Annotated in this window: 23 protein-coding genes; 11 read left to right on the top strand and 12 right to left on the bottom strand. The window is 33.2% G+C overall.

The annotated features are described in order from the left end of the window. Positions 1 to 59 precede the first annotated feature (59 nt). The 12 genes from sdhB to recJ form a co-directional block, all read right to left on the bottom strand. Entirely contained in the window at positions 60 to 815 is a 756-nt protein-coding gene (gene sdhB / locus AC5LAX_RS10235; protein ID WP_008537238.1) for a succinate dehydrogenase iron-sulfur subunit, read from the bottom strand. Next, positions 815 to 2,563, bottom strand: coding sequence for a succinate dehydrogenase flavoprotein subunit (sdhA, locus tag AC5LAX_RS10230; protein WP_051081863.1), 1,749 nt, complete (start codon positions 2,561 to 2,563; stop codon positions 815 to 817). The genes sdhB and sdhA overlap by 1 nt, the downstream gene beginning before the upstream one ends. An 82-nt stretch (positions 2,564 to 2,645) precedes the next feature. Further along, positions 2,646 to 3,263, bottom strand: coding sequence for a succinate dehydrogenase/fumarate reductase transmembrane subunit (locus AC5LAX_RS10225; RefSeq protein ID WP_008537240.1), 618 nt, complete (start codon positions 3,261 to 3,263; stop codon positions 2,646 to 2,648). A gap of 192 nt (positions 3,264 to 3,455) precedes the next feature. Continuing rightward, a complete protein-coding gene (locus AC5LAX_RS10220) occupies positions 3,456 to 4,028 on the bottom strand; it encodes a Fe-S-containing hydro-lyase (protein WP_015563110.1) in 573 nt (190 codons plus the stop codon). A 22-nt stretch (positions 4,029 to 4,050) separates the two neighbouring features. Next, positions 4,051 to 4,896 (bottom strand): fumarate hydratase, encoded by an 846-nt coding sequence (locus AC5LAX_RS10215; protein ID WP_008537243.1) that lies wholly within the window; start codon positions 4,894 to 4,896, stop codon positions 4,051 to 4,053. 463 nt (positions 4,897 to 5,359) lie between these two features. Beyond that, positions 5,360 to 5,836, bottom strand: coding sequence for a metallophosphoesterase family protein (locus tag AC5LAX_RS10210; protein WP_008537244.1), 477 nt, complete (start codon positions 5,834 to 5,836; stop codon positions 5,360 to 5,362). Continuing rightward, on the bottom strand, positions 5,833 to 6,429 hold the full coding sequence (locus AC5LAX_RS10205; protein WP_008537245.1) for an XTP/dITP diphosphatase: 597 nt from the start codon (positions 6,427 to 6,429) through the stop codon (positions 5,833 to 5,835). Before AC5LAX_RS10205 ends, AC5LAX_RS10210 begins: the two co-directional genes overlap by 4 nt. Further along, positions 6,429 to 7,175 carry a ribonuclease PH gene (gene rph / locus AC5LAX_RS10200; RefSeq protein ID WP_091694407.1) on the bottom strand — a complete coding sequence of 249 codons (747 nt, stop codon included), beginning with the start codon at positions 7,173 to 7,175 and terminating at the stop codon, positions 6,429 to 6,431. Before rph ends, AC5LAX_RS10205 begins: the two co-directional genes overlap by 1 nt. 39 nt (positions 7,176 to 7,214) lie before the next feature. After that, positions 7,215 to 7,628 carry a Holliday junction resolvase RuvX gene (gene ruvX, locus AC5LAX_RS10195; protein WP_008537247.1) on the bottom strand — a complete coding sequence of 138 codons (414 nt, stop codon included), beginning with the start codon at positions 7,626 to 7,628 and terminating at the stop codon, positions 7,215 to 7,217. A 6-nt stretch (positions 7,629 to 7,634) separates the two neighbouring features. Then, positions 7,635 to 7,910: an IreB family regulatory phosphoprotein gene (locus AC5LAX_RS10190; RefSeq protein ID WP_008537248.1), complete on the bottom strand. Its 276-nt coding sequence runs from the start codon at positions 7,908 to 7,910 to the stop codon at positions 7,635 to 7,637. 157 nt (positions 7,911 to 8,067) lie between these two features. Continuing rightward, positions 8,068 to 10,686, bottom strand: coding sequence for an alanine--tRNA ligase (gene alaS, locus AC5LAX_RS10185; protein ID WP_288909252.1), 2,619 nt, complete (start codon positions 10,684 to 10,686; stop codon positions 8,068 to 8,070). A gap of 106 nt (positions 10,687 to 10,792) precedes the next feature. Next, positions 10,793 to 12,781 (bottom strand): single-stranded-DNA-specific exonuclease RecJ, encoded by a 1,989-nt coding sequence (gene recJ / locus AC5LAX_RS10180; RefSeq protein ID WP_288909253.1) that lies wholly within the window; start codon positions 12,779 to 12,781, stop codon positions 10,793 to 10,795. 205 nt (positions 12,782 to 12,986) lie between these two features. On the opposite strand from recJ, the gene AC5LAX_RS10175 reads away from it, so the two are divergent. The 11 genes from AC5LAX_RS10175 (at position 12,987) to AC5LAX_RS10125 (ending at position 24,101) form a co-directional block, all read left to right on the top strand. Continuing rightward, a complete protein-coding gene (locus AC5LAX_RS10175) occupies positions 12,987 to 14,114 on the top strand; it encodes an MGDG synthase family glycosyltransferase (RefSeq protein WP_288909254.1) in 1,128 nt (375 codons plus the stop codon). Positions 14,115 to 14,194: 80 nt separating this feature from the next. Beyond that, positions 14,195 to 14,428, top strand: a complete 234-nt coding sequence (locus tag AC5LAX_RS10170) for an FtsB family cell division protein (protein ID WP_018999432.1) — start codon at positions 14,195 to 14,197, stop codon at positions 14,426 to 14,428. 83 nt (positions 14,429 to 14,511) lie between these two features. Further along, entirely contained in the window at positions 14,512 to 14,973 is a 462-nt protein-coding gene (locus AC5LAX_RS10165; RefSeq protein ID WP_288909255.1) for a S1 domain-containing RNA-binding protein, read from the top strand. A gap of 94 nt (positions 14,974 to 15,067) precedes the next feature. After that, on the top strand, positions 15,068 to 16,534 hold the full coding sequence (tilS, locus tag AC5LAX_RS10160; RefSeq protein ID WP_266286922.1) for a tRNA lysidine(34) synthetase TilS: 1,467 nt from the start codon (positions 15,068 to 15,070) through the stop codon (positions 16,532 to 16,534). A gap of 21 nt (positions 16,535 to 16,555) precedes the next feature. Continuing rightward, positions 16,556 to 17,104 (top strand): hypoxanthine phosphoribosyltransferase, encoded by a 549-nt coding sequence (gene hpt, locus AC5LAX_RS10155; RefSeq protein ID WP_115151951.1) that lies wholly within the window; start codon positions 16,556 to 16,558, stop codon positions 17,102 to 17,104. Positions 17,105 to 17,197: 93 nt separating this feature from the next. Next, positions 17,198 to 19,150, top strand: a complete 1,953-nt coding sequence (gene ftsH / locus AC5LAX_RS10150) for an ATP-dependent zinc metalloprotease FtsH (protein ID WP_008537257.1) — start codon at positions 17,198 to 17,200, stop codon at positions 19,148 to 19,150. 132 nt (positions 19,151 to 19,282) lie between these two features. After that, the gene (locus AC5LAX_RS10145) at positions 19,283 to 19,975 is read left to right on the top strand and encodes a response regulator transcription factor (RefSeq protein ID WP_117584703.1); all 693 of its coding nucleotides are present in this window, start codon (positions 19,283 to 19,285) and stop codon (positions 19,973 to 19,975) included. Continuing rightward, entirely contained in the window at positions 19,959 to 21,398 is a 1,440-nt protein-coding gene (locus AC5LAX_RS10140) for a sensor histidine kinase (protein ID WP_117584702.1), read from the top strand. Before AC5LAX_RS10145 ends, AC5LAX_RS10140 begins: the two co-directional genes overlap by 17 nt. 78 nt (positions 21,399 to 21,476) lie before the next feature. After that, complete coding sequence (locus tag AC5LAX_RS10135) at positions 21,477 to 21,923, top strand: DUF2680 domain-containing protein (protein WP_117584701.1); 447 nt, start codon at positions 21,477 to 21,479, stop codon at positions 21,921 to 21,923. 228 nt (positions 21,924 to 22,151) lie between these two features. Next, a complete protein-coding gene (locus AC5LAX_RS10130; RefSeq protein WP_018999428.1) occupies positions 22,152 to 22,634 on the top strand; it encodes a PTS sugar transporter subunit IIA in 483 nt (160 codons plus the stop codon). Between the two features lie 114 nt (positions 22,635 to 22,748). Beyond that, positions 22,749 to 24,101 (top strand): amino acid permease, encoded by a 1,353-nt coding sequence (locus tag AC5LAX_RS10125; RefSeq protein ID WP_008537265.1) that lies wholly within the window; start codon positions 22,749 to 22,751, stop codon positions 24,099 to 24,101. The last annotated feature ends 156 nt before the right edge of the window (positions 24,102 to 24,257 follow it).

Genomic DNA, 24,257 nt, shown 5'->3' with positions numbered 1-24,257 from the left:
AATAAAAAGGAGTTAGTTTTAAACTAACTCCTTTTGTTATTTGATTGATATATCTTTTATTATTTATCAAAGATATTTTTGAGAGCTTGTTTATTTACATCACGGTTTAACTGAGCAAGGTAAGTAGTTAATTTGATGTGTTTTGGACAAGCTTCTACGCAGTTTTGGCTGTTACCGCAGCTAGTGATACCGCCTTTTTCCATAAGAGCATTAAGACGTTTTTCTTTGTCAAATTTACCATATGGATGTAAATTGAAGAGATAAGCTTGAACTGTTGGAGCAGGTCCGATGAAGTCAGACTGAGGACCAACGTTAGGGCAAGCTTCTAAGCAGCAACCACAAGTCATGCAGTGGGAAATTTCATATGCTGTAGCAGCAGTATATGGGTTTTGAATTGGAGCTTCACGATTTTCCCAGCTACCATCAACATTAATCCAACCTTGGATACGTTTGAGGCTTTCAAACATAACGCTACGGTCGATTAAGAGGTCACGGATTACAGGGAAAGTACGAGCTGGAGCAATGCGGATTGGTTGAGGAAGTTTGTCGATAAGAGAAGCACAAGCTTGACGTGCACGACCATTAATAACCATCATACAAGCACCACATACTTTTTCTAAGCAGTTGCATTCCCAAACTACAGGAGTAGTTTTTTTGCCATCTTTAGTTACAGGGTTTTTCTGAATTTCCATTAAAGCTGCAACTACGTTAAGTGCAGGACGATAAGGAATTTCAAATTCTTCTGTGTAAGGTTTGCCAGTAGGGCTATCTTGACGTTCAATAATCAAATGAACAGTTTTTTTAGTATCTGCCATTATTTTTTGCCTCCTTTAGTAACATCATAACGACGTGGACGAGGTTTAACTAAGGAGTGATCAAAATCGATATAGCTGATTTCTGGTTCACAAGTTTCAGGGTTCATTCTAACAAGTGTAGTTTTTAAGAAATGCTCGTCATCACGGTTAGGGAATTCTGGTTTGAAGTGAGCACCACGGCTTTCATCACGCATACGAGCTGCTTTACAAATAGCAAGAGCGTAGATGATCATGTTGCGAAGCTGACGTACGAACATAGCTTCTTGGTTAGCCCAGCGACTAGTATCAGTAAGACCGATATGATCCCATTTTTTGAGGATTTTCTTAACTTCTTCATAGCAATATTCAAGGTCTTTGTTAATACGTTCAATTGTGCAGTAACGAAGCATGAGTTCGCCTAATTCCATATGGAGTTTATGAGCGTTAACGTCGCCTTTCATATTCATGATTTTTTCAAATTCATCAACAGTCTGTTGTTTTGCTGCAGCAAGTTCTGCATCAGTAAGAGCAGCACCATTGTCTTCAGCAATAGTTTTACCTTCAATTGTCCAAGCGGAATCACCGTTAGCCCAACGAATAGCTTCTGGACCAGAAATAGTACCAGAATGAGCAGCGGAAAGAAGGGAGTTAGCACCAAGACGGTTAGCACCATGGTACTGATAGTCACATTCGCCGGAAGCGAATAAACCAGGGATATTTGTTCTGTGTTTACGGTCTACCCAAATACCACCCATGGAATAGTGAACGGAAGGGAAGATCTGCATAGGAACTTTACGAGGGTCGTCACCAACGAATTCTTCGTAGATTTCCATGATACCAGCGAGTTTACGGTTTAAGTAATCTGCATCAATGTGGGAAAGATCGAGGTATACACGATTTTCGCCATTGATACCAAGACCCATGTGTACGCAAACTTGATAAATTTCACGAGCTGCGATATCACGAGGAACGAGGTTACCATAAGCTGGATATTTTTCTTCGAGGAAGTACCAAGGTTTGCCATCTTTGTAAGTCCAAACACGACCACCTTCACCACGAGCTGCTTCAGACATAAGACGGTTTTTATCTTCACCTGGAATAGCTGTTGGGTGAATCTGAATGAATTCAACGTTACCGAGGTAAGCACCTTCTTGGTATACATCGGAAACAGCAGAACCGTTACAGATTGTAGAAGCTGTACATTTACCAAAAATAACACCAGGACCACCTGTTGCTAAGATAACTGCATCAGCTGGGAAAGCTTCAATTTCCATGGAATTCATGTTCTGAGCAGTAATACCACGGCAGATGCCTTCTTTGTTTTTAATGATGTGAACGAATTCCCAGAATTCGTATTTTTTAACTTTGCCTTTTACTTCAAGTTTGCGAACTTGTTCATCAAGAGCATATAAAAGCTGTTGACCAGTAGTAGCACCAGCGAAGCAAGTACGTTTATGTTTTGCACCACCGAAGTTACGAAGGTCAAGGTTACCTTCTGGTGTACGAGTGAAAGGAACACCCATGCGGTCGAACATTTTAATAAGTTTTGGAGCGTTTTCGCACATACCTTTAACTGCTAATTGGTCAGCAAGGAAGTCGCCACCATAAATTGTATCATCGATATGATCCCAAACAGTATCATGTTCACCTTTGGAATCCATACAAGCATTAATACCACCCTGTGCACAGAGGGAGTGGGAACGTTTTACTGGGCAATAAGAGAATAAGTCTACAATACCGCCAGATTCACAAATTTTAATCGTAGCCATAAGACCGGATAAACCGCCACCGACAACGATGATTTTTTTTGTAGATTTCACGTGAGTCTCTCCTTATATCAGAATTTATAGATTAAAACCAGTACATGCTCATGAAAGCAATTGTTAAAAGGGATAATACTACAAAAATTGCCATGAATACACGAGAGAAGAAAGTCTGGATACGAGGACCTTTTGCAATACCCCATGTCATAGTGAATGTAGTAAGACCGTTAAAGAAGTGGAAAATAGATGCAATCATAGCGATTGTATAAGCACCCCATACAAGCGGATTTTGGAAATAAGCTTGTAATAATTCGAAGGAAATAGGAGTACCGCCACCTTTTACCATAATGCGGAGATAAACAACATGCCAGATTAAGAAAAGGAAGATAATAACAGCAGTTATTCTTTGGAAATAGAAATTCCAGTTGCGAGCATAACCATAGCTTTTTACGTTGTTTTTAGCTTGCATTAAAATGTACAAACCATAAAGACCATGGAAAAGGAATGGAACTAAAATGAAGCAAATTTCCAAAGGAAGCATAATTTCATGTGGAATAGATGCAAGATGCTCAACTGCTGCATTGAATGGAGCTGGTCCACCTAATACCATAGAGTTTGTAAAGATATGTTCGAGTAAGAATAAACCTACAGGAACAATACCGCAGAGGGAATGTAATCTGCGAATATAAAATGTTGTGTGAATCATCCTTGAACCTCCTGTACTTTTTAATTTTCATAGGGAAAATTTACACACCTTATGACATGCTTAAAAAAGCTTCCATATATTAATTATATGTAATATAAATGATAGATGGCTATCCCCGTGTGTCCCACGGTTCGCAAAATAAACTGAGCTCCTCCTAGAAGATAATAAAGGAGCTCAGGATTTTGTTAATTATTAAAGTTTATCCATATCTAAAGTGCGATATGGAGCCTGACCCATTTCATAGAAATTATTACCTTCAGAGTCAATAACTACGATTGCAGGGAAATCTTCAACAGTAAGAGCTGCAAGTGCTTCAGGACCAAGTTCTGGATAAGCGATTACTTCATATTTTTTTACGCATTTGGAAATAAGTGCAGCAGCACCACCAACAGCGGCAAAATAAGTAACACCATTTTTCTTCATGGATTCGATAACAGCTTTATCACGAGAACCTTTACCAATCATACCTTTAATACCCTGTTCGAGCATTGTAGGAGTATAAGCGTCCATACGACCAGAAGTTGTAGGACCGCAAGAACCAATTGGATTACCAGGTTTAGCTGGAGTTGGTCCAAGATAATAAACAATTTGATTGTTCCAATCAATTGGAAGTTTTTCACCACGAGCAAGTGCTTCTGTCATAACTTTATGAGCAGCATCACGTGCGCTATAGATAACGCCAGAAATAAGAACGCTATCGCCTACTTTTAATTTACGAGACTGTTCTTCAGTCAAAGGTGTTGTAATGCGAATTTTATCAGCCATTTAAATGTACCTCCCGAATAAATTATAATACGCGTTTAGAATGACGGCATGCATGGCAACAAATTGTTACAGCCACAGGAAGGCCAGCGATATGAGTAGGACCCCATTCGATATTAACAGCAAGAGCACTTGTTGTACCACCGAGCTGTGGACCAATACCTGTCTGGTTGATTAATTCTAAAAGCTCTTCTTCAAGTTTTGCATATTCAGGATGAGCATTACGAACATTAGTTGGACGAAGTAATGCTTTTTTAGACATAACAGCAGCACGGTCCATAGTACCGCCAATACCAATACCAACAACCATTGGTGGGCAAGGATTGCAGCTAGCATGAAGGATAATATCCATAACTGCTTTTTTAACGCCTTTTACACCATCAGCTGGTACAAGCATTTTTAAGCCAGATTTATTTTCGCTACCGAAACCTTTTGGTTCAACTTGGATAGTTAATTTATCGCCAGGAACGATTTCTGTGTAGATAACAGCTGGTGTATTATCTTGAGTATTTTTACGATCGAAAAGTGGTTCAGCTACAACGGATTTACGTAAATAGCCTTCAGTATAACCTTTAGCTACACCAGCATTGATAGCGTCATTTAAGTTGCCGCCTTCAATGTGAACATCTTGACCTAATTCAACAAAAACAATAGTCATACCAGTATCTTGGCAAATAGGTCTGTCTTCTTCTTTTGCAATTTTTGCATTTGTGATAATTTGGTCGAGTACTTCTCTTCCTACTGGAGATTTTTCACTAAGTCTACCTCTTTCTAATGCGGCAAACACATCTCCTGGTAAATAGTAGGCAGCTTCTTTACACATCTGCGCTACTTCTTGAGTGATTTGTTCTGCTTGGATTGTACGCACCATAACCCCTCCAATGGATTAAAATATTTAGTCATTGTTTTATTAAACTTCCTAAATTTAGGCAATCCCCATTAATGACTAACGGTTAAGGACATATTTTTACTTAATAAGTATATATTTTTTAAGTAGAAAATTTTTAAATAAATAAGAATTTATCTATTTTGAGATCTGTCCCATCTCTAATAAATTAACTCTCACCACTGGTTAAAAGTAGTGGGGGATTTATCACGAACAAATTGGATAAAAATATCCTCATGTAATGAAAATTTTAGCATATTTTTGAATGTCTTTCAACACCTAAAATGGCTGGAAGCCTTAATATTATTAAAGTTGAAGGCTGTTCACTTTTATAAATAAAATATATTTATAGACTAAAAAATATAAAAAGTTATTTATTTTAGTACATAATTTTATTAAATAAATATATAAAATCATTATAAATATTTATCTTAAATATAAAAAACTTTTATTTTAAAAATATGCGTTGAAGATTTATTTTTTCATTATTTATATCAATTATCATGAAAGAAGGGTCTAGACCATCTCGAGGTTCAGAAACACTTCCTGGATTAATGATTATTTTATCATTTACATGCTCTTCGTTACCTACATGACTATGACCATAAACTATTATATCTGCACCTAATTTAGAGGCTTGTTCATATAGATATTTAGTTGTCCATTTTACATTATATTTATGACCATGGGTCAAAAATATTTTTTTGCCAGCAATTTCTACTAATATTTCTTTTGGCTTAGTGGAAAACCAATCTATATTACCAGGAACAGCATATACAGGTTTTTTAGATACATCAGCTAAATAGCCAGCATCATCAATACTATCACCAGCATGAAGCCAACAATCTACATCGTCAGCTAGACAAATTGCATCATCAATAGCAGATAGATCATGATGACTATCACTCATAATTCCTATTTTCATTTTAAATATTCACCTAGTTGGATTTCCATTTCACGTAGTGCTTTGCCACGATGACTAATATTATTTTTTTCTTCAATAGTTAATTCAGCCATAGTTTTTTGCAAATCAGGAACAAAAAAATATGGGTCATAACCAAAGCCATTATTTCCTTGAGCGAAAATGCGAATGATACCTTCACATTTTTGAGTACAAGTTAATGTTTTGCCATCAGTATCTACAAAGACCAAAGAACAAACATATTGAGCAGTTGATTGCTCTACATTTTTTTTCTGTAGCTCTTCAATCATTTTTTTATTATTAGCTAAATCGTCTGCATGATAACCAGCAAATCTAGCTGAATAAATACCAGGAGCTCCATCTAAAATATCAATGGTTAAACCTGAATCATCTGCTAAACAAGCATAGCCTGTTTTTTGAGCGTAAAATTTTGCTTTTTTGATAGCATTTTCTTCAAAAGTAGTACCATCTTCAACAGCATCAGGTAAAGGGCCAAATTCACTTAAAGAATGAAGTTCTACAGGTAAATTTTTAAATGCATTTATCATTTCTTTTATTTTGCCTTGATTTTTTGTAGCTACAATAATTTTTTTCATCATGGAATCCTTCCTATTTTCCAAACTAAGTCATTACCTAAAATATCTTTTTGATAAGAGATTAATTCATCAATACCTTTTTGAGCATAGGCGAGCATTTTGCTGAATTGTTCATGTGTAAAAGGTTGTTTTTCACCAGTACCTTGAATTTCTACAAAATGCCCTTCGCCTGTCATGACGATATTCATATCAGCTATAGCAGTAGAATCTTCTTCATAACATAAATCTAATATAGGTTCATTATCTTTAGAGATACCTACGCTTATAGCAGCCATGAAATCTTTTAATGGAAATGGTTTTTTAGGGTCGTAGATAGTGGCTAAAGCTTCAGCTAATGCAACAAAAGCTCCAGTGATTGAAGCTGTTCGCGTACCACCATCGGCTTGAATTACATCACAGTCAATAATGACTGTTCTTTCACCTAAAGCTTTAAAATCCATAACACTGCGAAGACAGCGTCCTATAAGACGTTGGATTTCCTGTGTTCTGCCATTTTGTCTACCACGAGAGGCTTCTCTAGGAGAACGGGTCAATGTCGCTGATGGAAGTAAAGAATATTCAGCATTTAACCAGCCTGTACCGCTACCACGTAAAAATGAAGGAACGCCATCTTGAATAGTAGCAGCACAAATTACTTTAGTATTGCCTGTTTCAATTAAAACAGAGCCAGCTGGATATTTTTGAAAGTATTTTGTTATTTTAAAACGACGCAATTGGTCTGCATTTCGTCTATCAATTCTAGTCATATAAATAAAAAGTCTCCAAATGAAATCATAAAATTTAAGTTATTTTAAACTATCAAGATAGCCCTGTAAAATAAATACAGCAGCCATTTTATCAATAACTTTTTTGCGTTTTGCACGACTGACATCAGCTTCTAATAAATAACGGTCAGCAGCAACAGTAGATAAACGTTCATCCCAAAAGATAATTTCAGCATCAGGAATATCTTCTAGGATTTTATCTGTAAAATGTTTTACAATATCGCATCGTTCGCCAACTGTACCATTCATATTTTTAGGTAAGCCAACGACAAATTTTTTAGTTTCGTATTGTTTGCTTAATTCACGAATACGAGCTAAATCATGTTTATAAGATTTACGGCGAATTGTTTCCACACCTTGTGCTGTGAATAAAAGTTCATCACTTACGGCAATGCCAACAGTTCTATCACCGATATCAAGGGACATTATTCTCATAAATATTTATTCACCTTTTTTTATATTCTCATTGTTTTCTAAATAGAAACGTACAAGTTCTTCTAGTAATTCATCTCGTCCTAGTCTACGAATTTCATTTCTAGCATTTTTGTTACTTGTAATATAAGCTGGATCATCAGATAAAAGATAACCAACTAATTGATTGATTGGACTGTAACCTTTTTCAAGCATAGCACGGCAAGATAAGCAAAGTGCTTTTGCTGCTTTATCATCATCTGCACCAAAATTAAACATCATAGTTTCATCTTTAATGTTGGACATAATAATCACCTCAAATATCTATATATTGTCATATAGTAGATTAATCTATAATCTATGTACTAATTATAACAAAAAAATAGTTTTAAAAACAGTCAATATTACTTTAAGAAAACAAAAGGAGGCTAGATAATTAGCCTCCTTGCTAGTTTAAATATAATTATTTAATTTGAGATTGAATTACTTCATGAGCTTTAACAAAAGCATCATTTAATTTTTCTGGCTGTTTACCACCAGCTTGAGCCATATCAGGGCGACCGCCACCGTTACCGCCAGCCATCATAGCTACTTCTTTTACGATTTTACCAGCGTGTAAGCCACGAGCTACACCGTCTTTATTTGCTTTTACAACGAAGTTAACTTTATCGTTGAGTATAGCACCGAGAACAACTACACCAGCTTTATCGAATTTGTTGCAAAGAAGGTCTGCATTGTTGCGAAGTTCATCCATGTTAGCAGCTTGAATTTTACCAACAATTACATTGACACCATTATATTCTTTTAATGCCATTAATAATTTATTGGAATCAGCTTTAGCACGTTCAGCTTGAACTTTAGCAATTTCAGCTTTCATTTCTTTATTTTCTTGAAGAAGGTTTGCAATTTTATCGCAAAGATTGCTTTCGTTAGTTTTTAAAGTTGTTATAGCTGTTTGTAAAAGTTTAGCTTTAGCATTCATATAATCAATAGCAGCTTTACCAGTGATAGCTTCAATACGTCTAACGCCAGCAGCTACACCAGATTCGCCGATGATTTTGAACATGCCGATTTGACCAATATTTTTAACATGGCTACCACCGCAAAGTTCCATACTAAATCCAGGTACAGTAACTACACGAACGATATCGCCATATTTTTCACCGAATAATGCCATAGCACCAGCTTTTTTAGCATCTTCTTGGTTCATATGAGAAATTTCTACATCTTTACCTGTTAAAATTTCAGCATTTACCATTTCTTCTACTTGTTGTAATTGTTCAGCAGAGATTGGTTCAAAGCTAGAGAAGTCAAAACGTAAATGATGAGCATTTACAGCAGAACCAGCTTGATTGATATGGTCGCCAACAACACGTTTTAAAGCAGCTTGTAAAAGATGTGTTGCTGTATGGTTACGTGCAGAAGCGAGTTTATTTTCCATATCTACAGTTATTTCTACAGTATCTCCAACATGAAGACTACCTTCAGTTACATGAACAATATTATAAACAGAACCATCAGGTAATTTTTTAGTATCGATAACTTGGGCTTTACCCATATCTGTTTTTAAGCTACCAATATCGCCTTCTTGTCCGCCACCTTCAGCATAAAATGGTGTAACGTCTAAGATAAGACCAGCTTCATCGCCGTCTTCAAGGCTATTTGTAGTTTTAGCATCTTTCCAAATGCAAACGATTTTAGCTTGACGAGCAGTTTCATCAACTTTTAATTCACCGATATTGCTATCACGTAAATCAGGAATATCCATGCGTTTGTTTTCGCCACGAGCATTACGTGCACGAGTGCGTTGTTCGTTCATAGCTTTATCAAAAGCTTCTTTATCTAAAGTCATATGATTTTCATGGAGAATTTCATCTGTTAATTCCCAAGGGAAACCATAAGTATCATAGAGTTTGAAACCAACTTCACCATCAAGAACAGTTTTATTTTCAGCTTTTAGTTTTTCAACTTCAGCATTTAATAAATCCATACCTTGAGTTAATGTAGTTGCAAAACGGTCTTCTTCTAAGCTGATTACTTTTTTGATGTAATCTTTTCTATTTGTGAGTTCATCATAAACACCACTGTAGATTTCAGCAACTACATCAACAGCGCCAGCTAAGAATTTATCTTCGATGCCAAGCATACGAGCATGACGTACAGCACGACGTAATAAACGACGAAGTACATAGCCACGACCTTCATTAGAAGGTAAGATACCGTCCATAACCATGAAGGAAATACTTCTAGCATGGTCAGCAATAACTTTTAAAGAAATATCTGTTTCTTTATCTTTGCCATATTCTTTATTAGCAACTTTGCTAGCATATTCAATGATAGGGAACATTAAATCTGTTTCAAAGTTAGATGGTTTATTTTGTAATACTGAAGCAAGACGTTCAAGACCACAACCTGTATCAATGTTTTTATGTACAAGTGGATTGTATTTTCCATCTTCAGTACGATCAAATTGAGTAAATACAAGGTTCCAAATTTCAAGATAACGGTCACAATCGCAACCAACGCCACATGTAGGGCTACCACAACCACGTTCTTCACCGAGGTCAATGAAAATTTCAGAGTCAGGACCACAAGGACCGCTACCAATTTCCCAGAAGTTATCTTCTAATTTAACGATATGTTCTGGATTGATGTCAGTTTCTGTTGTCCAAATTTTATATGCTTCTTCATCATCAGGATAGATTGTAGCCCAAAGTTTATCTTTTGGAAGTTCTAATTCTCCAGTTAAAAATTCCCAAGCCCATTTAATAGCATCATATTTGAAATAATCACCAAAGGAGAAGTTGCCAAGCATTTCAAAATAAGTATGATGGCGAGCTGTACGACCTACGTTTTCAATATCACCAGTACGAACGCAACGTTGACTTGTAGTGATACGAGTGCAAGGTGGTGTCATTTTACCTGTGAAATAAGCTTTGAAAGGAGCCATACCAGCACCAATCATCAATAAGCTAGGGTCATCTTTTGGAATTAAAGATGCACTAGGAAGTTCTAAATGTCCATTTTTGACAAAAAAGTCAAGGTATCTTCTACGGAGTTCTTTTCCGCTCATATACTTCAAACTAATCTACCTCCAATATTTTAAGTTGAAATTTTTGATTATTTACTAATAAAAAACTTCTATAATTATATATAATAAATTATTTTAAGTCAATTTATCAAGGTTTTTAAAGCTTTTGTAGATTAAATCGTTTAGCAAAAGTTGGGGAATTTTTTATATCTATTTTTTGATTAGGTAAAGATAATAATTTAATTTTATCTTGATTTATCGTTAAAATGTTAATTTCACTTAAAATAATCAGGCATTGTTTTATACTGTAATCAGATAAATTTAGATTGTAAATTTGTTTTAATAAAGATTGACAATCTTTAAGGGAAAATATATTTTGACCATATTTTTTTTCTTGATTGCGCAGACAAAGATATATTTTACCGATTGTGTCATAAGCAGGAAACTCTTCTAGATAAGAAATTTTTTGTTTGCTTTGACGTAAATCACTCAATTTAAATTGTAGATAAGTATGGTCATTCCAGTGGTTTAATTCAGGCTGGAATAAAATATCTACATATTTATTATTTATATCATCGGCAACATCTGCCATATGCCAACCAATAGCAGTATATTGTGTATTATTATAAGCAAAATTAAAACGTAAATGATTATTTTCTTTGCCCATTTTCATGCTTTTAGTGACTAAGAGATTTTGACAGACAAATTGTGGTTTAGGATTTCCCATGCCAAAAGGTTCAAGTAAAGATAATTCATCAATAAAATCCATGGTTATATCTTGAGGTGTTAAAACTGTTTCTACTTGATAAATTGGTATTAAATCTTCATCTGTTAAATGTTCATTAGCATATGTTTGCATATGTGAAATAAAATCATCTAATTTAGCTAAATCAATCGTAAAACCTGCTGCTTTGGAATGACCTCCATAAACCATTAAATCTTGTTCACAATAAGTGAGGGCATTTTTCATATGGAGTCCATCTATGCTACGGCAAGAGGCTTTACCAATATTATCTTTAGTAGCTATGATTATTATAGGTCGATAATATTTTTCTTGTAGGCGAGAAGCTGCTATACCGATAACACCTTCATGCCAATTTTCGCCAATAACAATGATGATTTTATTTTCTTGAAGATTATTTTCTTCAATTTTTTTGACAGCTTCGTGAAAAATATCTTCTACAATTTCTTGGCGTTGTTTATTTTCTTCATCTAGATATAATGCTTTTTGATGAGCTGTTTGTTTATCAGTGGCTAATAATAGTTCAACAGCAATACTAGCATGAGTCAATCTTCCAGCAGCATTTAAGCGAGGAGCTACACCAAAACCAATATGACCTGTATTTATATTATTTTCATCGTAATGGCAGATTTCAATTAAAGTTTTTATACCTAAGTTTTGAATATTAGCTAATCCTTTTTTGACAATGCGACGATTTTCGTCAACAAGAGGTACAATATCGGCTATAGTGCCTAAAGCTACAATATCCAAATAATTTTCTAATTCATGAATATCTTTATTTAAGCTTTGATATAGTCCTTGACAAAGTTTGAAGGCTACCCCTACACCGCAAAGATTTTTATTGGGATAACTGCATTGTGTTTGTGTAGGATTGATAATAGCAAAGGCGTCAGGAAGAATTTCACGAGGTAAATGGTGGTCTGTGATAATCATATCGATTTTATCTTTGGCATAATCAACTTCATCAAGAGCTGTAATACCGCAGTCAACAGTGATTAATAAATCATATTTAGGTATTAATTTTTGTAAGGACTCGATATGAAGACCATAGCCTTCACTATGGCGGTCAGGTAAATAATAGTCTATATTAAAGCCTAATTTAGTAAAAACTGTCATTAAAAGGGCAGTGGAGCTGACACCATCTACATCATAATCGCCATAAATGCAGATTTTTTCTTTATTTTTTAAAGCTAATAAAAGTCTTTGGCAAGCTTTTTCCATATCCTTTAGCAAAAAAGGGTCATGATAGGGAATTTTTGTGGGATTGAGAAATAATTTAGCTGAGTTTTCATCAAGATTTTTTCTAGTTAAAATTTCAGCTAGACTAGAAGATATATGCAAATTCTTTTCTAATAAGATTTGTTTTTTTTCATCAATGGGTAGAATTTCCCAACGTTTATTCATAAATAAATATTACCTCCTATACTTGATTTTTATAGATAGTATTTAATTTATTTTTTACATATAATTAATAGCTATTTGTTTTACAGTATAAAATGAATATGATAAAATGTAAATTATTGCAAGTAATAAGAAGACTTTAATACATATTTAACAAATTCGAAATTAAAATATGATTGAACTAAGTTGATAATCTGGGGGAAAATATATGTCAGGTAAAAATATTCTAGTGGTTACAGCATCAATGGGGTCTGGTCATAATAAGGCTGCCAATGCTGTTGCAGAGGCGATAAAGAGAAAATATCCTGTCAATAAAATAAATGTTATTGATTTTATGTCAACAGAAACAGCCTATTTCAATAGTCTAGTTAAAGATATATATTTAAAGATGCTCGACCATACACCAAGCGTGTATGAATTTTTCTATAAATTTACATCAGATTCTACAAAAGGAAGTACAATACAATCTGTTTTTGCTCATGCTATGAAAAAAGATATGCGTGAGCTTATAAAAAAATATGAAGCTGATATGGTTATTTGTACACATCCTTTTCCATGTGCAGCTGCATCTTATCTAAAGCAAACAGGAGAAATAAATATTCCTTTAATCACAGTGATGACAGATTTTTGTGTACATCAATTTTGGTTATATAAAAATATTGATATTTATTTTACTGCTAATGAGTTATTGAAAAAAGAAATGGTAAATCAAGGTTTATTAGAAGAACGTATTTTTGTTACAGGTATACCTGTGGGATATAATTTCCGTGTAGATTATAATCGAGATGATTTATTGGCAAAATTCAAATTGGAAAAAGATAAACCTGTAGCTTTGATTATGGGTGGCGGTCTCGGTTTAGGTGGCGTAAAAAATGCACTTTGCCAATTAGAACGCTTGAAAAAAGATATTCAAATTCTCGTAATTACAGGAGCAAATGTAGCGCTTTGGTCAGAGATGAATGAATATGCACAGCATTCCAAGCATAAAATTTTCGTATGGGGATATTCGCATAATATTCAAGAATTTATGTCTGTGGCTACATTTTTAATCAGTAAACCTGGTGCGCTTACAATAAGTGAAGCATTGACTAGAGAATTACCAATGATTTTACATGACCCAATACCAGGGCCAGAGGTGGATAATGCAAAATTTGTTTCTGATAATGGAGCTGCCATTTGGGTGAAACATCAAGATACCTTAGATGCGGTAGTACGTGAAGTATTATCTGATGCAACTATTTTGCCAAAACTTAGAAATAATGCTAAGGTGTTAAAGAAACCATATGCTTCCGATAATATAGCAGATGTTATTGCAAATATGTTAGGTTTAGATTAGTATTAGGGAAATATAAATTAATAGGTGAAAATATGTTCAGAAAAATAATGGAGCGGTTTATAATATTCGCTTTTGTGATAATGATTGGTTATCTGGGATTTATAATTATTAAACAAGAAGTATATTTAAGCCAAGTAGAAGAACAGACTATTATAGCCGAAGAGCGATTAAATAAAGCAAAGCAAATAAATGAAGAATTAAGTAGAGAAAAAGATAATTTAAATAAGCTTGAATATGTGGAAAAAGTAGCTCGTGAAGAGCTAGGTATGACAAAACCAGGCGAAGTGCCATATATTTCTGAAGAAAAAGAATAACATTTTATTGACACTATTTGTTTAGCAAGGTTATAATAATAAAAGCTTAAAGCTAATTATCTTAAGGAGGACATAAAAGTAGTATGTCAATCGAAGTTGGCAATATCCTAGAAGGTGTTGTAACAGGTATTACTAAATTTGGCGCTTTTGTTGAATTACCTGGTGGAAAAGTTGGTTTAGTACATATCTCTGAAGTTGCAGATGTTTACGTTAAAGATGTAAATGATTTTTTGAAAGAAAAAGACAAAGTCAAAGTTAAAGTACTAAGTGTTGATGACCATGGAAAAATAGGTTTATCTATTAAACAATTACAGGAGAAAAAAGTCGAAGAACAAAATACTCGTTCTGCACAGAGTAGTAATTATCGTCCTGCTCCTCGTAAGCAATTTAATAATGACTTCCGTAAACACAATAATAGCGGCGCTTCTTTTGAAGATAAATTATCCAAGTTTTTAAAAGATAGTGATGAAAAACTTACTGATTTACGTCGTAAGACAGATTCTAAACGTGGTGGCCGTGGTGGCGGTTCTCGTAAATATGAATAAAACTAAGAAGCACTCTTTAATTTTTTAAAGAGTGCTTTTTGTTAATAGCTGGAAAATTATATGAATATGAATTTAATCTTGAGGTAATTTTTTTATGAGCGTAAATAATAATGTAGATGTAATAAATATAATGGAAATAATTGAGCGCGTAGAAAATTTTGCTAGAGAATATGATTTATTTAAGGCTCATGATAAATTATTGATTGCTTGTTCTGGTGGGCCAGATTCCATGGCACTTGTGGATATCTTCCAAAAACTCAGTGTTAAATATAAATTAGAGATTATTGTAGCTCATGCTGAACATGGTATTCGCAAGGAAAGTTCATTAAATGATGCATGGTATGTAAAAAATTATTGCGAGCAAAAAAATATTCCTTTTTTTATGGAACATTTAAATGTATTAGAGCATCTTAAAACAGAAAAATTATCTGTAGAAACTTTGGCTAGAAAATTGCGCTATCAATTTTTACGCAAAATAGCGAAAGCACAAAATGTCACAAAGATAGTAACAGCACATCATTTAAATGACCAAGCAGAAACTGTATTACAGCATCTTTTAAGAGGTGCAGGAACAGCAGGTCTTAGCGGTATGAAAGCTAAAAATGAAGATATTATACGACCATTTTTATGTTTATATCGTGAGGAAATTGAAGCATATTGTTCAGCTGAAAATATCAATCCTTGTTTAGATGAAACAAATAATTGTTTAGATTATGAACGCAATCGTATACGTTTGGATTTAATCCCTAGATTAAAAGCATATAATCCAAAAGTAGTAACAGCTATTTGCAATAGTGCCAAGATTATTGCTCAAGAAAATGATTTTATAAATTACTATGTAAAAAATTTTTATCAAGATAAAGTCATAGTAGATATAGATAATCAAGGCAGAAAATTTATAAAAATAGATATCAAAGTATTGAAACAAGAACATAAGGCAATAAGAAATGCTTTATATAGGTATATTATAAAAGAATTTAAAAGGAATTTAGAAAATATTAGTTTTGTTCATATTGATAAAATTGATAAGTTTTTATACAATGGACATACTGGTTTAATTTTGCAATTACCGAAGAATTTGCAAGTAAAGATAAATTATGATAGATTAACTTTTAGTGAAAAAGAAATTTTGCCAATTGAAAATTCTGAGGAAAAAGAGCAAAATATATCCATAAAAATAGATTTAGGTTTACTTTTGACGAAAAAAGAAATAAAATTGCCTTATGAACAATCATTGATTATAGATAAAATTTGTGGGCAAGATGAGGTCATGAAATTATCTGGTCGAGAACATTGTTTTATTGATATGGATAAGATTAATGGAGATTTATTTATTCGCAAAAGACAAAATGGAGATAGAATAACTCCTAAAGGCATGACAGGTAGTAAAAAAGTAAAAGACATTCTAATTGATAGAAAGATACCGGCAGAAGATAGAGATAAAATTCCTTTGGTTTGTGATGAAAAGGGAATTATTTGGATAGCTGGTATACAACAAGATAATAATTATTTAGTAAATAAAAATAGTAAACATATACTATATTTAAAATTAAAAAAATAATAATTAGGTGGGTTTTAAATTATGAAAACAATGAAAGATGATATCCAGAGTGTACTTTATACAGAAGAGCAATTACGTGAAGGTGTAAAAAGAATTGCAGCTGAAATCAATCGTGATTATGCTGGAAAAGAAATTTATGCTATTGGTATTTTAAAAGGTGCTATTATTTTCTATGCTGATTTAGTGCGTGAAATCAATGTTCCTGTATCTTTTGATTTTATGGCAGCATCTAGCTATGGTAAAGGTTCTACTAGTAGCGGTGCAGTTAAAATCTTAAAAGATTTAGATTTTAGCATTGAAGGCAAACATGTTATCATCATTGAAGATATCGTAGATTCTGGTCTTACTTTATCTTATTTATTGAAAAATATGGAATCTCGTCATCCAGCTAGCGTAAAATTATGTGCATTATTAAATAAACCTGAACGTAGAGAAGTTGATGTAAAAGTTGATTATGTAGGATTTGAAGTGCCTAACGAATTTTTAGTTGGCTATGGTTTAGATTATGATAGCAAATATCGTAATTTACCATATATTGGTATTTTAAAACCAGAAGTATATACAAAATAATGATAATTAACATAGAATAACTATTAATTAACGTGTTTATATGATATAATTAATCATTATGATTTGAAGACAATGCTATGAGGAGGCATAAGATTGAATAAATTTTTGAGGAATGTGGGTTTTTACTTGTTAATCATTCTTGTAGCAATAACTGTAATCGACCATTTTTCAGTAGATACAAGCAATAAACAAGAAATAAATTACACTGAATTTGTAAAACAAGTCGATGACAAAAATGTAGCTAAAGTTGTTATGCAAAATAGCAATATTAAAGGTACATTGAAAGATGGTACAGAATTTACAACTATTACTCCAGGATATCCAAATAGCGATGAAGAACTTGTAAAAACTCTTCGCGATAATGGCGTAGATATAAAAGCAGAAAATCCGCCTGAAACACCATGGTGGACAACATTATTTTCTTCTTTACTTCCTATGCTTTTACTCATTGGTGTATGGTTTTTCATCATGCAACAGTCACAAGGTGGCGGTAGCCGTGTAATGAGCTTTGGTAAAAGCCGTGCCAAAATGATGGGTGATGGTAAAGTAAAAGTTACTTTCAGTGATGTTGCTGGTGCTGATGAAGCAAAACAAGAACTTGCTGAAGTTGTAGAGTTCTTAAAACATCCAAAGAAATTCAATGACCTTGGTGCAAGAATTCCAAAAGGTGTATTATTATTTGGCCCTCCAGGTACAGGTAAAACTTTACTTGCTAAAGCTGTAGCTGGTGAAGCTGGCGTTCCATTCTTCACTATCAGTGGTTCTGATTTTGTGGAAATGTTCGTTGGTGTTGGTGCATCTCGTGTTCGTGATTTATTTGAACAAGCTAAGAAAAATGCACCATGTATCGTATTTATCGATGAAATTGATGCTGTTGGTCGTCAGCGTGGAGCAGGTTTAGGTGGCGGTCATGATGAACGTGAACAAACACTTAACCAATTACTCGTTGAAATGGACGGATTTGCAGCTAATGAAGGTATTATTATCATCGCAGCTACAAATAGACCAGATATCTTAGACCCAGCTCTTTTACGTCCAGGACGTTTTGATAGACAAATCGTTGTTGATAGACCAGACGTTCGTGGTCGTGAAGCTATTTTAAAAGTGCATACAAAAGGTAAACCTGTAGATAGTGATGTTAATCTTGATGTATTAGCTCGCCGTACACCAGGTTTTACAGGTGCTGATTTAAGTAATCTCGTAAATGAAGCTGCGCTTTTATCTGCACGTAGAAATAAAAAGACTATTTCTATGAATTCTTTAGAAGAATCAATAGAACGTGTAATTGCAGGTCCTGAAAGAAAATCTAAAGTAATCAGTGATCGTGAAAAACGTCTAACTGCATATCATGAAGGCGGTCATGCGTTAATCGGTTTATTATTACCAAATGCTGATCCTGTGCATAAAGTAACAATTATTCCTCGTGGTAGAGCTGGCGGTTATACTTTAATGTTACCAAAAGAAGATCGCTCTTATGCTACACGTGGAGAGTTACTTGATAGATTGAAAACTATGCTCGGTGGTCGTGTTGCTGAAGAAGTTGTACTTAAAGAAATCAGTACAGGTGCTTCTAATGATATTCAACAAGCTTCTGGTTTAGTTCGTAGTATGATTACTCAATATGGTATGAGTGATGTATTAGGTCCGATTGCTTTTGGTGATGGACAAGATCATCAAGTATTCTTAGGTCGTGATTTCAATAATCAACGCAATTACAGTGAAGATGTAGCTTGTGCTATTGATAAAGAAGTTCGTCGTTATATTGAAGAAGCTTACGATGAATGTCGTAAATTATTAATCGAAAATATAGATAAACTTCATTTAATCGCTAAAGCTTTGATTGAAAAAGAAACTTTAGAAGAAAAAGATTTAAAAATTATCATGGAAACTGGTAGCTTAGAAGGCGTTTGCGAAATCAAAGAAGCAAATAGCGAAGAAAAAGAAACTTCCACTACAGAAGAAGTGAAAAATGCTGAAGTAGTAGAAGAAAAACAAGCAGATGCTGTAGCTAAAGAACCTGCTATTTCCACTACTGAAAAAATCTAAATATATTCACCTTGTTTGTAATATAAAAATAGGGTAAGCTAAAAGTGTGTAAGAAAAAGTTTTTACTTTATCTTATGCACTTTTTTTATAAACTTTTAGAATAAAAAATATAGATATAAAGGGAGTTTTTTTATGAAGGTTTTGATTGTAGATGATAATAAACAAATTATTTCTATTTTAGAAGCTTATGCTAGAAAGGAAGGATATCAAACTGTTATTGCTGTAGATGGACAAGAGGCTTTAGATGTATTTCAAAGGGAGAGACCAGATATTATTTTATTAGATGTCATGATGCCTAAAATAGATGGTTTTGAAGTGTGTCGAGTAATTCGCAAAACTTCTAATGTGCCAATTATAATGATTACTGCTCGTGGTGAAGATTTTGAAAAGATTATGGGACTGGAAATCGGTGCTGATGATTATATAGTAAAACCTTTTTCGCCAGGAGAGATAATGGCTAGAATAAAGGCTATTTTAAGACGTATTCAGCCTAAAACAGAAAATTTACAAGTTTTTAGTTATGATAATTTACAGATAAATTTAGCTGATTATACAGTGAGTATAGATAATAAAGTATTATCACTTACAAAAAAAGAAATTGAAATCTTATGGACTTTAGCTACAAAAAAAGATAGAGTTTTTTCTCGTGATATGTTATTGAATAAATTATGGGGATATGATTATATCGGCGATAGTAGAACAGTAGATAGCCATATAAAGAGATTGCGTGCTAAATTGGAAAAATATCCTCATGATAAGTGGGAAATAAAAACTATCTGGGGAGTTGGCTATAAATTTGAGGTAAGTGATGATGTTAAACAATAAAATAGCTCTAAAATTAAGCTTAAGTTTTGCACTAGCCTTGATAATTTTTTCCATTATAATCAGTGGTGTGTTTTTAGTATTATTCAAGCAATATACTGTGGATTTGCATAAGATGCAATTACAAAATTATGCGCAATCGCTAGCACAATCATTATCAACAGGTAGACGATATAATGGTATGGGATATGGCGCGCATTTATATTTTAGTAGTGAAATTATGGGCTATAATGTCTGGATTGTAGACGAGAATATGAATGTCATCACACCAAGAAATATGCAACATCATAAAATGATGCATGCAAATTATACTTTTTCTGAGTTGCCACCAAATGCTAGTGAAGTTATCAGAGAAGTCTTTCAAGATAAAACAGTATTTAGTGAAGGATTTAGTGATGTTTTATCGCAATTGACATTAACTGTAGGTGTACCGATAAAAGATGCAAATGGAAAAGTATGGGGAGCTGTATTGTTGCATTCGCCTGTAGAAGGTACCACTGATGGGATTTATCAAGGGCTTATGATTTTGGGCATAAGTATAATTTTAGCACTTATTATTGTTTTAGCTTTAGCAATATTATTTTCATATTTTTTCACTAAACCTTTGACAAAGATGAAATCTGTGGCAATGCAATTAGCCGAAGGTAATTATCAGGCTAAATGTAATATAAAACAGAAAGATGAAGTTGGAGAATTGGCAAATGTAATGGATTTATTAGCTGGACGTTTAGATGAAGCTAGTAAAGAAAGTTTAAAATTAGAACAAATGCGAAAGGATTTTGTGTCTAATATATCACATGAACTTAGAACACCAGTAACGGTTATTAGAGGCTCTTTAGAAGCACTTTGTGATAAGATTATTACAGACCCTAAGCAAATTGATGAATATCATTTACAGATGTTAAATGAAGCTAAATTTTTGCAAAGATTAGTAGGGGATTTGCTTGATTTATCCAGATTACAAAATCCAGATTTTGCGATTGAAAAGCAGGAGTTAAATTTAAATGATGTAATTTCTGATGTAGTTAGAAGTGCAAGACAGATTGCTAAAAATAAAAATATTAATATAAATATTAATTTAAAAAATCCTAATTTAAAAATTTCTGGTGATTATGGAAGACTCCGTCAAATGTTTTTGATTATATTAGATAATGCCATCAAATTTTCTTTTGAAAATAATAAGGTAGATGTTTTGGCTAAAAATGACACAATTATTATTCGTGATTATGGCATAGGCATAAATGAAAAAGATTTGCCACATATTTTTGATAGATTTTACAAAACTCATGGTGAGCATAATAAAGTAGGTACAGGCTTAGGTTTAGCTATAGCAAAACAGATAGCAGAAAGACATAATATAGAATTAATTGCTCAAAATAATTTTGATGGTGGGGCAAAATTTATTTTTAAAATACCATTAAAATAAAACAAAAAAGACATAATTTTGACAAAAAGTCTTGCTATAATATAATCAAAGATAAGAGATAAGTAGGGAGGAATAAATATGAAAAACTTAAAGAAAATTATCGTTACAGGATTATTAGCATTGAGCGTTGCAACTACAGCTTTTGCGACATCTGCTTATAATAATCCAGCAGAAATAGTTGCTGGACTCACTGGTCGTAGCGTAGAAAGTGTTATTGATGAAAGACACGATACAGGTAAATCTTTTGGCACTATCGCTAAAGAAGCTGGCAAATTAGATGAGTTTAAAGCAGAAATTTTAGAACTTAGAAAAGATCAATTAGCAGCACGTGTAGCAGATGGCAGATTTACTCAAGAACAAGCAGATAAAATTTTAGCTTCTATTGAAGAAAGACAAGCTCTTTGTGATGGCGAAGGCTATGGATATGGTTGTGGCTATGGTCGCGGTTACCGTGATGGCAATGGTGATGGCTATCGTGATGGTGGCAGACATCATCATAACCGTTGTGGCGATTGCAGATGGTAAAAGATTACTTAAATTGACAGATTAAATTTAATAAATATATATTAATGATATAAAAAAGACTTAATTTTGGGTGCATATCACAGATTAAGTCTTTTTTTATAGTAAATTTTGAAATTAAATTGCAAAAATTAATGATGATTTAGAATATTTATTGCAATGTAATACTAGCTTAGTATATAATAAATAAAAAACGTAAGTAGTATGTTTAAGATTTTGGAGGATAAATAAATGGGATTATTTTCAAAACTATTTCAGTCTAATGAAAAAAATTTTGTTTCACCGATGACAGGTAAAGTGGTGGCTATGAGCGATATTCCAGACCCTGCATTTGCTCAAAAAATGATGGGTGATGGTTGCGGTATTGAATTAACAGATGGTACAGTTGTTGCACCTTTTGATGCTAAAGTAACAGCTGCTTTCCCTACTGGTCATGCTTTTGGTTTGGAAGCTAAAGAAGACGGCACAGAAGTATTAATTCATATTGGAATTGATACAGTTGAAATGGAAGGCGAAGGTTTTTCTTCTAATATAAAAGTCGGTGATGAAGTAAAACAAGGTGATGTTTTAGTAGTTGTGGATTTAGAAGCTGTACAAGAAGCAGGTAAATCACTCGTATCTCCTATTGCTTTTACTGGCAATAATAAAGTTGAAGTTTTTAAAATTGGACAAAATGTTGTTGCTGGTGAAAAAGGTCTTTTAAATTACAAATAAAATAGTGTATAATAGTAACATCTATTTGTACTATTAATAATTAAACCCTGTAGGAATAGAAAACCTACAGGGTTTTTAATTAATTACCTTATTTGATTGATGGAGGGAATTAAAATGAAAACAAATTCACAGCAAAGTCTAAAGCGTGGTTTGAAAAATCGTCATTTACAGATGATTGCTTTAGGTGGCGCTATTGGTACAGGTCTATTTTATGGTTCGGCTTCAACAATTCAATTGGCTGGGCCAGCTATTTCACTATCTTATTTAATTGGTGGCTGTGTAATATTTTTTATCATGCGCATGTTAGGAGAAATGGCTGTAGATAATCCAGTTTCTGGCTCATTTAGTTCATATGCAAATACTTATTGGCATGAATTCGTAGGTTTTTTATCTGGTTGGAATTATTGGATGAATTATGTCATCGTTAGTATGGTAGAATTAACAGCTGTAGGTATTTATATAAATTATTGGTTGCCAGATGTACCACAATGGCTTTCTGCTCTTATTTGTTTAATTATCATCACAGTGATTAATTTAATCAATGTAAAATTATATGGTGAATTTGAATTTTGTACAGCTATTATTAAAGTAGTTGCTATTTGCTGTATGATTATTTTTGGTATATATATTATTTGTACAGATATGGGAACATTTCCTGAAAATCTCAGCAATCTTTGGAGTCATGGCGGTTACTTGCCAAATGGCTGGTGGGGTCTTGCTCTTTCTTTAGTAGTAGTTATGTTCTCTTTTGGCGGTATAGAATTAATCGGTATTACTGCAGGTGAAGCAGATGAACCACAAAAATCTATTCCTAAAGCTATAAACCAAGTTATTTGGCGAATTCTTATTTTTTATATTGGTACTTTAGTCGTTTTAATGATTTTATATCCATGGAATGAAGTGGGATTAGAAGCAAGTCCATTTGTACAGATTTTCTCTAATATTGGGATACCTGCTGCAGCAAATTTATTGAATATAGTAGTATTAACAGCGGCTATATCTGTTTATAATAGTGCTATTTATAGTAATTCACGTATGTTATATGGTTTAGCTAGTCAAGGAAATGCTCCTAAGATTTTAACTGCTTTAACTAGAAATGGCGTGCCAATGGTTGGCATTTTTATTTCTTCAGGAATTACATTAATCGCAGTAGTTTTAAATTATCTTTTCCCTGGAAAAGTATTTATGTATCTAGTTTCTATTGCAGTAGCAGCGGTACTTGTTAGTTGGTTTATCATCATTGTTACACATTTGAAATTTAGAAAAGCTAAAGCTCGTTTAGGGCAAGATAAAGATTTACATTTTAAATCTATTGGTTATCCAATCATCAATTATTTATGTATTGTATTTTTGATTTTTATTGCATTCATGATGTATCAAATTCCTGATACTAGAAATGCTTTGTATATTTTACCTTTATGGATTATTATTTTAGCTATAGGTTATATGCTTAAAAAGAAAAAATAAATATAAAAATAGAAATCTAAATATAAACAGAAATAAAAAGAGTACAGATAAATTCTGTACTCTTTTTATTTAGGCTCTGTCACAACAAATGGTTGATTTTTGACGAGAAATAGCGTATAATAATAGTAAGAAACAGTACCACCGAAGGAGGTAATT

The sequence above is a fragment of the Megamonas sp. genome (assembly GCF_986095205.1).
This window is presented reverse-complemented; position numbering and strand designations above follow the sequence as displayed.